9 protein-coding genes and 1 other RNA gene are annotated in these 14,909 nt (G+C 65.2%); 2 read left to right on the top strand and 8 right to left on the bottom strand.

What is annotated here, in order from left to right:
- Nucleotide 1 precedes the first annotated feature (1 nt).
- Together AAC014_RS15715 and gmk are read right to left on the bottom strand one after the other, a co-directional pair.
- On the bottom strand, nt 2-1,486 hold the full coding sequence (locus tag AAC014_RS15715) for a Do family serine endopeptidase (RefSeq protein WP_339710277.1): 1,485 nt from the start codon (nt 1,484-1,486) through the stop codon (nt 2-4).
- Between the two features lie 75 nt (nt 1,487-1,561).
- Nucleotides 1,562-2,221, bottom strand: coding sequence for a guanylate kinase (gene gmk, locus AAC014_RS15710; protein ID WP_339710274.1), 660 nt, complete (start codon nt 2,219-2,221; stop codon nt 1,562-1,564).
- Between the two features lie 125 nt (nt 2,222-2,346).
- On the opposite strand from gmk, the gene AAC014_RS15705 reads away from it, so the two are divergent.
- Together AAC014_RS15705 and AAC014_RS15700 are read left to right on the top strand one after the other, a co-directional pair.
- Entirely contained in the window at nt 2,347-4,074 is a 1,728-nt protein-coding gene (locus tag AAC014_RS15705; protein WP_339710271.1) for a diguanylate cyclase, read from the top strand.
- A gap of 1 nt (nt 4,075) precedes the next feature.
- Complete coding sequence (locus tag AAC014_RS15700; RefSeq protein WP_339710268.1) at nt 4,076-6,703, top strand: EAL domain-containing protein; 2,628 nt, start codon at nt 4,076-4,078, stop codon at nt 6,701-6,703.
- On the opposite strand, the gene fumC is transcribed toward AAC014_RS15700, so the two are convergent.
- The 6 genes from fumC to rpoC form a co-directional block, all read right to left on the bottom strand.
- On the bottom strand, nt 6,700-8,094 hold the full coding sequence (gene fumC / locus AAC014_RS15695) for a class II fumarate hydratase (RefSeq protein WP_339710265.1): 1,395 nt from the start codon (nt 8,092-8,094) through the stop codon (nt 6,700-6,702). The two genes, AAC014_RS15700 and fumC, sit on opposite strands and share 4 nt — an antisense overlap.
- Nucleotides 8,091-8,564, bottom strand: coding sequence for a ClpXP protease specificity-enhancing factor SspB (locus tag AAC014_RS15690; protein WP_339710262.1), 474 nt, complete (start codon nt 8,562-8,564; stop codon nt 8,091-8,093). The genes fumC and AAC014_RS15690 overlap by 4 nt, the downstream gene beginning before the upstream one ends.
- A 117-nt stretch (nt 8,565-8,681) precedes the next feature.
- Nucleotides 8,682-9,036, bottom strand: a transfer-messenger RNA (tmRNA) gene (ssrA, locus tag AAC014_RS15685).
- Nucleotides 9,014-10,171 carry a glycosyltransferase family 1 protein gene (locus tag AAC014_RS15680; RefSeq protein WP_339710260.1) on the bottom strand — a complete coding sequence of 386 codons (1,158 nt, stop codon included), beginning with the start codon at nt 10,169-10,171 and terminating at the stop codon, nt 9,014-9,016. The genes ssrA and AAC014_RS15680 overlap by 23 nt, the downstream gene beginning before the upstream one ends.
- A gap of 206 nt (nt 10,172-10,377) precedes the next feature.
- Nucleotides 10,378-10,521 carry a hypothetical protein gene (locus AAC014_RS15675; RefSeq protein WP_339710257.1) on the bottom strand — a complete coding sequence of 48 codons (144 nt, stop codon included), beginning with the start codon at nt 10,519-10,521 and terminating at the stop codon, nt 10,378-10,380.
- Between the two features lie 194 nt (nt 10,522-10,715).
- On the bottom strand, nt 10,716-14,876 hold the full coding sequence (rpoC, locus tag AAC014_RS15670; protein ID WP_339710254.1) for a DNA-directed RNA polymerase subunit beta': 4,161 nt from the start codon (nt 14,874-14,876) through the stop codon (nt 10,716-10,718).
- Nucleotides 14,877-14,909: the final 33 nt, after the last annotated feature.

The raw sequence follows: 14,909 nt of genomic DNA, 5'->3' as shown, positions 1-14,909 counted from the left end.
CTCAGCCCCGGCACTGCAGCGAGGACGGCGCGCGGAAATAGCATTCGCGCGTGGCACCGCCGCGGCTCATGCGGAGCGTCATTTCCGCCTGCGCCTCGTTCGCCTGCGCCTGCAGCCCCTTGGCGCTCGCCACGGCCCGGCCGTTCACCGTTTCGATAATGTCGCCGGGCTGGACGAGCCCGAAGCGCAGCGCCGGCGCGCGGGGGTCCGCGCCCATGACGACGACGCCCTTATCAGGCAGCCCGCCACCGATTTCCGCAGACAGCGCGGGCGACAGGTTCGCAACCGTGACGCCTGCAAGGATCGATCGGCCGCCGAGCAGCGTGGTGTCGCGCGCGGGCACCTCGGGCGGCGCGACAAGCTTCAGGGCCACATTCTCCGCCTTGCCGCCCCGCAGCAGCGTGAGCTTCACAGTGTCGCCCACCGGTTTGCTGGCGACGAGGTAGCGCAGCGTGTCTGGGTCCGACGCGTCCTTGCCGTCCACGGCATAGATGATGTCCCCCACCTGCACACCGGCACGGTCCGCAGGAGAGCCTTTGTTCACCTCATTGATGACGACGCCCATGGGCCGATCGAGGCCGGAAGCTCGGGCGAGCTCGGATGTCACCGGCTGGCCCGCCATGCCGAGCCAGGGCCGTGAAACCTTGCCGGTCTTCGCGCCCGCGATGAACTGGCGCACCATGTTGGCAGGAATCGCGAAGCCGATGCCGTTCGAACCGCCCGATCGCGAGTAGATCGCCGTATTGATGCCGACGAGCCGCCCGTCCATGCCGATGAGCGCGCCGCCCGAGTTGCCGGGGTTGATGGCCGCGTCCGTCTGCACGAAGAACTGATAGTCGCTGATGCCGACGCCCGTCCGCGCGAGCGCCGAGACGATGCCGTGCGTCACGGTCTGGCCGACGCCAAAGGGATTGCCGATGGCAATCACGACATCGCCGACCTCTGCGCTGTCGCTGTCGCCGAGCGGAACGACGGGAAGCGCCGCACCGCCGGTGTCCACCTTCAGCAGCGCAAGATCGAGCTGCTTGTCGGTGAACATCAGCTTGGCCGGAAACTCGCGCCGGTCTGCGAGCGCGACCTTGATCTCGTCCGCGCCCTCGACAACGTGGTTGTTGGTGACGATGAGGCCGGAGCCGTCGACGATGACCCCCGATCCCAGCGACTGCTCGACGCGCGGCTGCGGCGTCATGCGCCCTCCGCCGAAGAAAAGATCCCAGAACGGATCGCGCCGCGTCCGGTTCACGCGCGCGGTGTAGACATTGACGACGGCCGGCACGCTCGCCTTCACCAGCGGCGCGTAGGAGAGCATCAGTTCGGCATTGCTGGTGGGAACGCGGCGCGGCGTTTCCGGGGGCGCTGCAGCCGCAGCAAGCTGCGCCACCTGCTGCGCCGAGGCCTGCGGCTCGATCTTGTCGATGGCCATGGCGAAGCTCGTGCCCGCGATTGCGCCCGCGGCCAGCAGCCAGAGTGATCGGTTCGCTTTCATCGTTCGTCCCGTGATGTTTCCGGCAATCACATAGGTACGCTGGGCGCAGGCGTTAACCCCCTGCCCCGCGCACGGTCAGCCTTGTTTTCCCACCATCTCGCGGGTGAATTCGGTAAGCCATGCGCCCCGGCGCTGCCGCCTCAGCCGCTCGGCGTGAACGATGGTGTGAATCTGCTCGAAGCAGTCGTGCATGTCCTCGTTGACGAGCACATAGTCATATTCGGGCCAGTGGCTGATTTCGGCGGCAGCGCGCGACATGCGGCCCTCGATCACCTCTTCGCTGTCGGTGCGGCGCGCGCGCAGGCGGCGTTCCAGCTCGGCCATCGTCGGCGGCAACAGGAAGATGGAGACGACATCGTCGCCCATCGACTGCGCGAGCTGCTGCGTGCCCTGCCAGTCCACGTCGAACAGCACGTCGCGGCCCATGCGAAGCGCGGTCTCCACGGCGGCACGCGGCGTGCCGTAGCGGTTGCCGAACACGTGCGCCCATTCCAGGAACTCGCCGGCATCGACCATGCGCGCGAACTGCGCCTCGGTGCGGAAGTGATAGTCGATGCCGTCCACCTCGCCCGGGCGCTTGGCACGCGTCGTCGCCGACACGGAAACCGCCATCTGCGGTTCCGCCGCGAGCAGACGCCGCGCCATCGTGGTTTTTCCCGCGCCCGAAGGGGAAGACAGCACGAAAAGGATACCGCGCCGCTCGATTTTTCCGGCCTTGTCTGTCCGTGCGTCCATGCGCGCCGCACATAAAGCAAGGCGAGCCGTGGTCAAGATTGCGCAAAGAAGAACGTAATTAGCGAATCGTTATCATCCGCTGCGTTAACCTAAAGCGTATGCATGGTTTTTTCGGCATAACCGCCATGTTCGCACGGCGCGGGCTGCTCTTGCTTGCGGCATTGCTTTTCTGTGCGTCGACCATTTCATCAGCGGCGAACGCGCAGATCGGGGTCGATATCAGCACCACCGCGTGCATTTTCCCCGATCACGAAGATCTCAACCTTGCCGGCGCGATGAAGAGGGCTGCGCGCGGCGATTGCCCGGGTAGGCTATCGACGGGCGAGATGCGGAACAGCTGGCTGGTGAAATCCGGCCTCGCCCTCGCGCAGAAGCCTGCCGAGCCCCTGTCCGTCCACCTCAAACAGACGCTTTTCGAAGAGGTTACGCTTTACGTCCGCTATGCCGACGGCACCGTCTGGACGACGCGCCACGACGCCGCCTCCGCCGCACGCCACACCGAACTCGGCGGCATGTTCCGGCTGCGCATTCCATGGCGGCCGGGAACGATCGAAACCATCGCGCTGCACGCTGAGAAGGTCGTCGACCCGCGCGGTGCCTTCGTTCGCCCTGCGGTGGAGACCCCCCAAGCGGAATCCATTGAGATCGAGCGGCAATCGCTGACCTACGGGCTGTTCGGCGGCGTGATCCTGGCCACCTTGTTCTTCAATCTCGTCCTGCTCGTCTGGCTGCGCTACGCGTTCCTCTTCTTCTACTGCGGCATGACCGCCGCGACGTTATTCTACGGCATCGCCGCATCCGGCATCCTGATGCGGCTGCTTCCTGCGGGGTTGCCGCCCATGCTCGGCAACGTGGCCGCGGAGGCCATTTTGCCGGTGATGCTGTGGTTCGCGGTCGTCTTCACGATCACGCTGCTGGAACGCGGCACCGTGCACATGCGGCTCGGCATCGCGGGCATCGCGCTCGCGACATTGCAGGTCGGCGCGGGCGTCATCGCGCTCATCACGCTGTTCCAGGCGCCAGCACTGCTTCATATCCCGCTCGCCGCGGTGAACATCCTCGGTGCGCTCACCATGGCGCTGATCTTCCCGCTGGCGATCATCGCATGGCGCCGGGGCAGCCGCATCATCCTCATCTACACGGTGGCCTGGGCCGTGCCGCTTGCCGGAGCCTTCGCCCGCATCCTCGTCGCGCTCGGCTTCATGGAGACGAGCGCCTTCATCGAAGACAGCTATTTCTACGCGATGTGCTTTGAATGCGTGCTCAGCATGATCGGCATCGCCTACCGCATCTCCAACATTCGCGCCGAGCGTGACGAGGCGCGCGCCCGCGAGATCGAGCTGACCTACCTTGCCGAAACCGATGCGCTGACCGGCCTTCTCAACCGCCGCGCCTTTATCGAATACGGCATCCGCAGGAGCGGCAAGGGTAAGCTGAAATCACGGCTGCTGCTGATCGACATCGATCACTTCAAGACCGTGAACGACGGCTTCGGACACGAGTTCGGTGACCGCGTGCTGCGCGAGGCCGGGCGACTGCTCGAAAGCATTTCACCCGCGAACGGTGTTGCCGGACGCCTCGGCGGCGAGGAATTCGGGCTTATCGTGCCCTACACCGAACGCGACGACACGGCCGGTACGATTCTCCGCGCCTTCCGCGCGACGCCGATGACGGACGGCATCCGCATCACTGTCAGCATCGGCTCCGCATCGGGCATCATTGCCGACGACCGCACATGGCGGCAGGTCTACCGGCGCGCCGACGCAGCGCTTTACGAGGCGAAGAGGACCGGACGCGACCGGCATGTCCCTGCCGCCGGGCCCGATGACCCATCGGTAGCCACCGCAGCGTGATATGCCCAGCCGTCCCGCCAAACCGATTCGCGATGCTGTAGGCGCCGATCCTGCCGCCAATCTTCGCGAGCCGCGGAACTGGCTGGCCGGTGTCGCGCTGCCCCGCCTCGGCTCGCGCAGCGAGATTGCCAACACACACCGGCAGCTGCTCGATCTCCGCCCCACGATACCGCTGTTCGCGATCGTCGGCGCGCTGATCTGGGCCGGCGTTACGCTTTGGCACGTGCCGCTCACCGCCTCGATCCAGGGCGCATGGCTTGCGGCGGGCGGCGTGTTGACGACGTTGTTCGCGGTGTTCGGGCTGCGTGAAGCCCAGCCGAAGGCGGGGGAGGTCGCCGATACGGCGCGCGGCCTCGTGACGCTGAGCGCCGCGGCGGGGCTTCTCTGGAGCACGCTTCCGGTCATCAGCGACATACCGTTCGCGCTCGTTCTGTCCATTTCGATGCTTGTGCTCGGCATTGTCGCCCTGTCGCCGATGCCGCTCGCGGCGATGGCCTATATGGTCGCGTTCGCGGTCACGCTTGTCACCCGGCTCGATGGCTTCGCCTCGTCCGCCGCGGCGGTCGTGGTGCTGTCGGGCGCGCTGACGCTCTACCTAGCCGGGCGGCGCACGCTCATCGAACGCGTCGAGGGATCGATGCGCGATATCGGCGATCAGCGCGTGCGCAGGCTCTGCGCGACATTCGAGACCTGCGGCAACGGCTGGTTCTGGGAAACCGATGCCGACGGACGGATCACCTATATCTCGCCCTCGTTCGGCGCGGCGCACGGCACCACGAACGACCGGCTGATCGGGCGCCCGCTTGGAGACATCATCTCGCTTGAGGTGGAAGACCAGGACGAGGCGGCAACTTCGCTTCGAACGCTGGAATTTCACCTGCAAGGCAAGCTGCCGTTTCACGACGTGGTCATCCCCGTGCTGTTCCCGCTCGGCATCCAGTGGTGGTCGATCGCGGGCACGCCGATCTACAGCCAGCATGGCCATTTCGAGGGCTTCACGGGGATCGGCGGCGATCTTACCGATGTGCGTCGATCCGAAGACCGCGCCATGCGCCTTGCGCGCTTCGATCCGCTCACCGGCCTTGCGAACCGCATCACCATCCGCGAGACGCTGGAAACCGCGCTTCTCAGCCACGGCGGCGGCGTGCCGCAGCGCTGCGCGCTGCTGCTGCTCGATCTCGACCGCTTCAAATCGGTGAACGACACGCTCGGCCATCCGGTGGGCGACAAGCTGCTCGAACAGGTCGCCGACAGGCTCGGCACGCTGGTCGGGGCGGACGGCCGTGTCGGGCGGCTCGGCGGCGACGAGTTCGCGATCGTCGTGCGCGATGCCGAAACGCTGGGCGAACTTTCCGCCTTTGCGCAGCGCATCATCGACTATCTTTCGGCGGCCTACACCGTGGAAGGCCACCGAATCACCATCGGCGCGAGCGTCGGCATCGCCATCGGTCCCGACAACGGCCACAGCATCGACGCGCTGATGCGGAACGCCGACCTCGCGCTTTACGCCGCGAAATCGGACGGGCGCGGCAAGCATCGTTTCTACGAAGGCGGGATGCACCGCAATGCCGAGACGCGCCGGCAGATCGAAAACGACCTGCGCGGCGCGCTCGTCGGCAACGGGCTGTCGCTCAATTTCCAGCCGCTCGTCGAAACGGCCAGCGAAAAGCTCGTCGGCTTCGAAGCGCTGGTGCGCTGGCACCATCCGCGCCACGGCGAAATCTCGCCGGCGACCTTCATTCCGATCGCCGAGGAAACCGGCCTTATCGACGGCATCGGTGAATGGGTGCTGCGGAACGCCTGCATGGTCGCGGCGAAGTGGCCCGAGCACATCGGCATCGCCGTCAACCTCTCGCCGATCCAGGTGACGAACCCGGAATTGCCGACGCTGGTGATCAACGCGCTCGCGCAGGCCGGTCTTGCGCCCGAGCGGCTGGAGCTTGAGATCACCGAAAGCGTCTTCCTCGAGGAAAACCCCGCGACACGCGCCACGCTGCAGCGCCTCGGCGCGATCGGCGTGCGGCTGACGCTCGATGATTTCGGCACCGGCTATTCGGGCTTCTCCTATCTCACCAAGGCGCCCTTCAAGAAGATCAAGATCGACCGCTCGTTCGTCTCCGGCGCGGCCGAGCGGGGCGGGCAGAAGGCCGCGATCGTGAAGGCGATCGTCGCGCTCGCCGACAGTCTCGGCATGATCACCACGGCCGAAGGCGTCGAGACGCACGACGATCTCGATATCATCCGCCGCATCGGCTGTACGCAGGTGCAGGGCTTCATCTTCGGCAAGGCCGTACCTTGGGCCGAGGCAGGCATTCTTGCGCGCTCCGAAGCGCCGATCGCACCGAACGGCGTGAAGTCAAACCGGCCCCGCCGTATCGCCATGCTGCGACGCGCGACGATCCTGCACAACGGCCGCAAGCGCAACGCCCGGCTGCGCAATACCTCCGATACGGGTGCGATGTTCGAAGCGCGCTGGCTGCCGAAGCCCGACGACCGGGTCACGACCTTCGTGGAAGGCCAACAGCCCCGCTCCGGCATCGTGCGGTGGGTGGAGGAAGACCGCTTCGGCATCCACTACGACGAGGCGTATACGTCAGGCGCCGCCGAGGCCGAAGAGCGCGCCGCCTAACGCCCCGGCGCCAGCATCGTCTCCGGACGGACGAGCGCGCGAAACCGCGTCTCATCGATCAGATCGAGCGCTTTTGCTGCTTCGAGCAGCGTCAGCCCGTGCGTGTGCGCGTGCTTGGCTATGGCCGCGGCATTGTCGTAGCCGATCTCGGGCGCGAGCGCCGTCACCAGCATCAGAGAGCGCTCGACGAGATCGGCGATGCGCTCGCGGTTAGGCTCGATCCCTACAACGCAGCGATCCGCGAAACTCACGGATGCGTCGGCAATCAGGCAGATCGACTGGAGCACATTATAGGCGATCACGGGCTTGAAGACGTTGAGCTCCATGTGCCCCTGCGCGCCGCCCACGGTGACGGTGACGTGATTCCCCATCACCTGCGCGGCCACCATCGTCAGCGCCTCGGCCTGCGTGGGGTTCACCTTACCCGGCATGATCGAACTGCCCGGCTCGTTTTCCGGGAGCGAAAGCTCGCCGAGCCCGGAGCGCGGCCCCGAGCCGAGCAGGCGGATGTCGTTCGCGATCTTGTTGAGACTGACCGCAAGCACATTGAGCGCGCCCGACAGCTCGACCATCGTGTCGTGCGTGGCGAGCGCCTCGAACTTGTTGGGCGCGGTTTCGAACGGCAGACCGGAAAGCCGCGCGAGTTCCTTCGCGATGCCCTCGGCGAAGCCTTCGGGCGCGTTGAGCCCGGTGCCGACTGCCGTGCCGCCCTGCGCCAGCCGGTAGAGCCGCGGCAGCACCGCCTCGGCGCGCGCGATGCCATCCGTGAGTTGCTGCGCGTAACCGGAAAACTCCTGCCCCAGCGTCACCGGCGTCGCGTCCTGAAGGTGCGTGCGGCCGATCTTCACGATATCGGCAAAGGCTTCCGCTTTCGCGGCGAGCGCGGCGTGCAGGTGCCGGAGCGCCGGAATCAGTCGTTCGTTCACCTCGCGCGCCGCCGCGACGTGCATCGCGGTCGGGAACGTGTCGTTGGAGCTTTGCGACGCATTGACGTGATCGTTCGGATGCACCGGCACCTTGCCGCCGCGCGTGCCGGTCAGGATTTCGTTGGCACGGCCCGCGATCACCTCGTTGGCGTTCATGTTGCTCTGCGTGCCCGAACCGGTCTGCCAGACAACGAGCGGGAACTGGTCGTCACGCTTGCCGCCCGCCACCTCGGCCGCAGCCTCGATGATCGCGGGTGCGAGATTGTTGTCGAGCACGCCAAGCTCGGCGTTCACATAGGCGGCCGACTGCTTGATGAGGCCGAGTGCTCGCACCAGCGGCACGGGCATACGCTCGCCGCCGATGGGGAAATTGCCGATGGAACGCTGGGTCTGCGCACCCCAGTAAGCTGCGGCCGACACATCGATCGGCCCGAAGCTATCCGTTTCGATGCGCGTAGCGCTCATTTTTTCCGGAAGGCGTCGAGCGTCACCACGTTCGACCCGTCACCGCTTTCGGGTGGCGTAGGCTCGGGTTCTGGCTCCGGTGTGGAGGGCGCGACGCCCTCGGGTGTCGGAAACTGCAGCGCGAACTCCACCGAGGGGTCGTGAAAGCCCGTGATCGCCGTATAGGGAATCGAAAGCTTGGTCGGCACCTGGTTGAACGAAAGGCCGATCTCGAAGTGCTCGCGATCGACTTTCAGCTCCCAGTAGCGGTGCTGGATGACGATCGTCATCTCATCGGGATAGCGCTGGCGCAGGTGCGCCGGCATCTCGACGCCGGGGGCGCCGGTCTTGAAGGCGATGTAGAAATGGTGGTTGCCGGGCAGGCCCCCATCGCTCTCCACCCGCTTCAGAACGCCGAACACGACGCCGCGCAGCGCATCCTGCACGATCTCGTCATACGGGATCAGGCTTTCCGGTGTTTCGGCGTTCATGCGGCCCTCTTTATCACAAGGGCACTTGGTGGCGCGGCGCCGCCGCGCGGTCAAGTCCGACTCTGGATGAACGGTGAAAGTGGGGAGCTTCTGTTGCCCGGCGCTCCCCGTGCCGCTGGTGTCCGCTTCTGTTGCCCGGTGCGGCCCGAACCGCGCTAAGCTTTGTAACCTATTCCCCGAAGGGCTTTAGTTACGCGGCGATCGCGAATGCCTCGTTATCGTTGGCATTTGTAGGTTTTGAACGGTTTTACGGCGCATTCAGGCCGGGCAAAGAAAACCGTCTTTCAGCACACGTCGATCCTAGTTCGGCCCCATGTCCGGACAGGCCGTTATAGCCCGTCCGGCGAAACTGGTGGAGCCGCCGGGTACCGCCCCCGGGTCCGCTGTACCTATTTCACGGCATCATTTATCGCCATAGCCGCCCGAAGACGGCAACACCCATATAAGGGCTAACGTCGGGCTTTTGAAGAGCTGCGTGCAACAACGGTGCGATAGCGCTGCAACAGCGCGCCGTTGATCGTGTCCCAGTCGAAGCGCTTGCTGATCTCGCGGCCCGCTTTTCCAGCCGCCGTGCGGCTTTCCGAATCGGCGATATAGGCTGCGAGCGCATCCGCCGATTCCTGGATGTCGTCGGGCGTCGTCAGCTGCCCGTTGAGGCCGGGCGTGACGAGGCTGAGGCTGCCGGTCGCGCGCGCCGCCACCACGGGAAGGCCGCTCGCCATCGCTTCCAGCGTCACGTTGCCGAACGTCTCGGTCGACGAGGGATTGAACATCACATCAGCCGACGCATAGGCACGCGCCAGCGCATCGCCCGACTGGAAGCCGAGGAAGATGCCCTGCGGCGCCTGCGCCTCGATCCACGGCCGTGCCGGGCCGTCTCCGACAAACAGCGCCTTGTAGGGCACACCGCGCGCATCCAGCTCCGAGAGCGTCGCCGCGAAGGTGTCGAGGCCTTTCTCGAGCACGAGGCGTCCCACGAACAGGATCACCACGTCCTCGTCCGCGATGCCGAGGCTCCGCCGCCATTCCATGTCGCGCCGATCGGGGCGGTAGAGGTCGCCGTCGATACCGCGGCTCCAGATATGGACGTTGCGGCTCATGCGCTGGTCGGTGAGCACCGCCGCCATGCTTTCGGAAGGCGCGTAGATTTCCACACAGCGCTTGTAGAGACGGCGCAGAACCGCCTCGATCACGGTCTGCATCCAGTGCATCCGGTAATAGCGGAAATAGGTTTCGAAGCGCGTATGGACGGACGCCACCGCCGGCTTGCCTCGCGCCCGCGCCCACCCGACGGCGCGGTGGCCGATGATGTCGGGTGAAGCGATGTGAACGATGTGCGGGTCGAAGGCCTTGAGGTCCGCCTTTACGCCGCCGATGCCGAGCCCGAGCCGATACTCGCCGCGTCCGGGGATCGGTACGGACGGAATCGAAACAAGGTCACCCGTCGGCGCGAATGCCGGGTTTTCGATGGTCGGCGAGTAAACGCGAACCGCGACGCCCTGCCGCAGCAGGTAGCCGACGAGCCGGTTCAGCGCCTGATTGGCGCCGTCCTTCACATAATTATAGTTGCCCGAGAACAGGGCGACCCTGAGATCGCTGTTAGGCAATATGACGCTCCGCATTGTGAAAGCGCCGGACGTTAGTCGATCCGCGGAGCAAATTCCAACAGGCGTCCATGGACTTCAACAGGCTCCGGCAGCATTGGCCCCGCCTTTCGGGCCTCGCCGCCTCCGATGCAACCCCGAAAGTCACATCGATATCCCGCCAATGCCGGAACCCCTACCGGTGAGGGATGCGCGCAACAGCGCGGCGTTCAGCCCTGCCGCTGGTTCTCGTCGGTGTCGGTGGGCTCGTCGCCGAAATCTATCCGGCCGAGTGATCGGCGGCCCGGCGCCGGCGGCGCCAACAGCGCAGCAAGGAGCAACGCACCAACTACGCCCGCGACCCACCAGAGCATCGGCCCATCTCCCTCACTGTCCCGCGATGGGACAAGCACGGATCGTGCCATCCTGGCGGGAGGGCGGAAATCCGGTCTTTCCGGTTCGCAGGGCAGAGCGACTCCTGACACCGGTGTAAAGAGCGCCGACGCCGAAAACGAAAGAGGCCCCGCCGGTTTCCCGGCGAGGCCCCCTTTCATCATCAAAAGACGCGTCAGGCGTCGACGGTTTCGCCGGCCGCAGTCTGCGCCGCATCCAGCACCCGCTTCTGACGGGCCCGGAGCTGCGCGTCGCGGCTCGATGCCGCAATGCGCGCGCGGGCGAGCGCGGCGCCGGTGCCGGCCGGGATCAGGCGGCCAACGATGACGTTCTCCTTGAGACCCATCAGCGTGTCCGACTTGCCCTGCACCGAAGCTTCGGTGAGCACGCGCGTCGTTTCCTGGAACGAGGCGGCCGAGATGAACGACCGCGTCTGCAGCGATGCCTTGGTGATACCGAGCAGGATGGGCTTGCCCACCGCCGGATCACGCTTTTCCTTCGCGGCCTTGATGTTTTCCTCGTTCAGCTCTTCGGCGTCGATCTGTTCGCCGACGAGCAGCGTGGTGCCGCCCGAATCGGTGATCTCGACCTTCTGCAGCATCTGGCGAACGATCACCTCGATGTGCTTGTCGTTGATCTTCACGCCCTGGAGCCGATAGACCTCCTGGATCTCCCAGACCAGATATTCGGCGAGGGCCTCCACGCCCAGCACGTCCAGAATGTCGTGCGGATCGGGATTGCCATCGAGCAGGTAGTCGCCGCGACGCACGAAGTCGCCTTCCTGCACCGAGATGTGCTTGCCCTTCGGGATCATGTACTCGGCCGCGTCCGAACCGTCTTCCGGGTGGATGATGATGCGGCGCTTGGTCTTGTAGTCCTTGCCGAACTCGATGCGACCGTCGCAGCGGGCGATGACCGCATTGTCCTTGGGCTTGCGCGCCTCGAACAGCTCAGCGACGCGCGGCAGACCGCCGGTGATGTCGCGGGTCTTCGCCGCCTCGCGCGGAATACGCGCGATGACGTCGCCGGCCTCCACCTTCTGGCCCTCGTTCACCGAGAGAATGGCATCGACCGACAGCATGTAGCGGCCGGCTTCGCCCGAGGCCTCGTCGAGCAGCGTGATGCGCGGACGCAGATCGCCGGACTTCGGCTGGCTGCGCCAGTCGACCACCATCTTGTTGGTGATGCCGGTGGCCTCGTCGACGTTCTCCGTCAGCGAGACACCCTCGATCAGGTCCTGATACTTCACCGTACCCGATTTGTCGGTGATCACCGGCAGCGTGTACGGATCCCACTCGGCCAGACGATCGCCCTTGGAAACGATATGCCCCGGCGCGTTCGCAAGGATCGCACCGTACGGAATACGGTGCACCGAACGCTCGCGACCATCCATATCAACGATCGCGAGTTCGCCGTTGCGGCTCATCGCGATGTGGCGGCTGCGACTGTCGGTGATCGTATCGAGGTTACGGTGCTCGATCGTACCATCGAAGCTCGCTTCCAGCGTCGACTGCTCGGAGACCTGCGCCGCACCGCCGATGTGGAAGGTCCGCATCGTGAGCTGCGTGCCCGGCTCACCGATCGACTGCGCCGCGATAACGCCCACGGCCTCGCCGATGTTAACCGGCGTACCGCGTGCAAGATCGCGTCCGTAGCAGGCGCCGCAGACGCCCTGACGCGTCTCGCAGACCAGCGGCGAACGAATAAGCACCGACTGCGGTGCCGCCGCCTCGACAATCGCCGTCTCGGCTTCGGTCAGCAGCGTGCCGGCCGGCATCACGACTTCGTTCGTCTTGTGGTCGACGACGTCCGCGGCCAGCGTACGGCCGAGGATGCGTTCGCCGAGCGAGACGATGGTGGTGCCGCCTTCGACGATGGCCTTGATGGTCAGCGCGTTGTCGGTGCCGCAATCGTCCTCGATCACCACGCAATCCTGCGACACGTCGACGAGACGGCGGGTGAGGTAACCCGAGTTCGCCGTCTTGAGCGCGGTGTCGGCGAGACCCTTGCGGGCGCCGTGCGTGGAGTTGAAGTATTCAAGGACGGTGAGGCCTTCCTTGAAGTTCGAGATGATCGGCGTTTCGATGATCTCGCCCGACGGCTTGGCCATCAGGCCGCGCATACCCGCGAGCTGCTTCATCTGCGCCTGCGAACCACGGGCGCCCGAGTGCGCCATCATGTAGATCGAGTTGATCTGCATCTCGCGGCCGTTCTCGTCGACCGGACGCGCGGAGATGCGCGCCATCATCGCATCGGCGACACGGTCGCCGCAACGTGCCCAGGCATCGACGACCTTGTTGTACTTCTCGCCCTGCGTGATCAGGCCGTCCTGATACTGCTGCTCGAAGTCCTTCACGAGGCTGCGGGTCTCGTCGACCATCGCTTCCTTCTCGTCGGGGATGACCATGTCGTCCTTGCCGAAGCTGATGCCGGCCATGCAGGCGTGGCGGAAGCCCAGCCCCATGATCGCATCGGCGAACAGCACCGTCTCCTTCTGTCCGCATTCGCGGTAGACGGTGTCGATGACGTCGGCGATCTCCTTCTTGGTGAGGAGGCGGTTGACGATTTCGAACGGCGCCTTGTGGTTCTTGGGCAGGCACTCGCCGAGCAGCATCCGGCCCGCCGTGGTTTCGACCCGCTTCATGTAGGTCTTGCCGTCCTCGGACGTCTGCGGAACGCGGCTGATGATCTTGGAGTGCAGCGTGACCGCCTTGGCGTTCAGCGCCTGATGCACTTCCGACATGTCGGAGATCAGCATACCCTCGCCCGGCTCGCCCTTGCGCTCCATCGAGAGGTAATAGAGGCCGAGGATCATGTCCTGCGACGGCACGATGATCGGCTTGCCGTTGGCGGGGGACAGGATGTTGTTCGTGGACATCATCAGGACGCGGCATTCCAGCTGCGCCTCAAGGCTCAGCGGAACGTGCACGGCCATCTGGTCGCCGTCGAAGTCGGCGTTGAACGCCGAGCAGACGAGCGGGTGCAGCTGGATCGCCTTGCCCTCGATCAGCACGGGCTCGAACGCCTGAATGCCGAGGCGGTGGAGCGTCGGCGCGCGGTTCAGGAGAACGGGGTGCTCGCGAATGACTTCGTCGAGGATGTCCCAGACTTCCTTGCGCTCTTTCTCCACCCACTTCTTCGCCTGCTTCAGGGTCATCGAGAGACCCTTGGCGTCGAGGCGCGAGTAGATGAACGGCTTGAACAGCTCGAGCGCCATCTTCTTCGGCAGGCCGCACTGGTGGAGCTTCAGCTCCGGACCCGTGACGATGACTGAACGACCCGAATAATCGACGCGCTTGCCGAGCAGGTTCTGGCGGAAGCGGCCCTGCTTGCCCTTGAGCATGTCGCTGAGCGACTTCAGCGGACGCTTGTTGGCGCCGGTGATGACGCGGCCGCGGCGGCCGTTGTCGAACAGCGCATCGACCGCTTCCTGAAGCATACGCTTTTCATTGCGGACGATGATGTCCGGCGCGCGCAGCTCGATGAGCCGCTTCAGGCGGTTGTTACGGTTGATGACGCGGCGGTAGAGGTCGTTGAGGTCGGACGTCGCGAAGCGGCCGCCGTCCAGCGGGACGAGCGGGCGCAGTTCGGGCGGGATCACCGGAACGACGTTCAGGATCATCCACTCCGGACGGTTGCCGGATTCAAGGAAGCTCTCGATGACCTTCAGGCGCTTGATGATCTTCTTGGGCTTCAGCTCGGACTTGGTGACCGCGAGCTCTTCGAGGAGAATCTTCTTCTCGCCTTCGAGGTCGAGGCTTTCGAGCAGCTTCTGGATCGCCTCGGCGCCGATGCCGGCGGTGAATGCGTCCTCGCCATGCTCGTCCTGCGCCTCGAGGAGTTCATCCTCGGTGAGCAGCTGATACTTCTCGAGCGGCGTGAGGCCCGGCTCGATGACGATGAACTGTTCGAAATAGAGCACGCGCTCCAGCTGCTTCAGCTGGATGTCGAGCAACATGCCGATGCGGCTCGGCAGCGACTTCAGGAACCAGATGTGCGCGACCGGCGCGGCCAGCTCGATATGGCCCATGCGCTCGCGGCGCACCTTGGAGACGGTGACCTCGACGCCGCACTTTTCGCAGACGATGCCCTTGTACTTCATGCGCTTGTACTTGCCGCACAGGCACTCGTAGTCCTTGATCGGACCGAAGATGCGGGCGCAGAACAGGCCGTCGCGCTCGGGCTTGAACGTCCGGTAGTTGATCGTCTCCGGCTTCTTGATCTCGCCGAACGACCACGAGCGGATCCGCTCCGGGCTCGCCAGACCGATGCGGATCTGGTCGAAGGTCTCCGGCTTCGCCGCCGGGTTGTAGAAGTTCATCAGTTCGTGGTTCATACCGCCTCCGAATTTCTGCCCCGCGCCAACCGG

The sequence above is a fragment of the uncultured Sphingosinicella sp. genome (assembly GCF_963974575.1).
Lineage (GTDB): Bacteria > Pseudomonadota > Alphaproteobacteria > Sphingomonadales > Sphingomonadaceae > Sphingosinicella.
The sequence above is the reverse complement of the archived record's forward strand: the minus strand, read 5'-3'. Positions and strand labels throughout refer to the sequence as shown.

Bases quoted from the DNA above. Each gene is read 5' to 3' on its own strand.
- AAC014_RS15715 (WP_339710277.1), bottom strand. From the start codon at position 1,486: ATGAAAGCGAACCGATCACTCTGGCTGCTGGCCGCGGGCGCAATCGCG.
- gmk (WP_339710274.1), bottom strand. From the start codon at position 2,221: ATGGACGCACGGACAGACAAGGCCGGAAAAATCGAGCGGCGCGGTATC.
- AAC014_RS15705 (WP_339710271.1), top strand. From the start codon at position 2,347: ATGTTCGCACGGCGCGGGCTGCTCTTGCTTGCGGCATTGCTTTTCTGT.
- AAC014_RS15700 (WP_339710268.1), top strand. From the start codon at position 4,076: ATGCCCAGCCGTCCCGCCAAACCGATTCGCGATGCTGTAGGCGCCGAT.
- fumC (WP_339710265.1), bottom strand. From the start codon at position 8,094: ATGAGCGCTACGCGCATCGAAACGGATAGCTTCGGGCCGATCGATGTG.
- AAC014_RS15690 (WP_339710262.1), bottom strand. From the start codon at position 8,564: ATGAACGCCGAAACACCGGAAAGCCTGATCCCGTATGACGAGATCGTG.
- AAC014_RS15675 (WP_339710257.1), bottom strand. From the start codon at position 10,521: ATGCTCTGGTGGGTCGCGGGCGTAGTTGGTGCGTTGCTCCTTGCTGCG.
- rpoC (WP_339710254.1), bottom strand. From the start codon at position 14,876: ATGAACCACGAACTGATGAACTTCTACAACCCGGCGGCGAAGCCGGAG.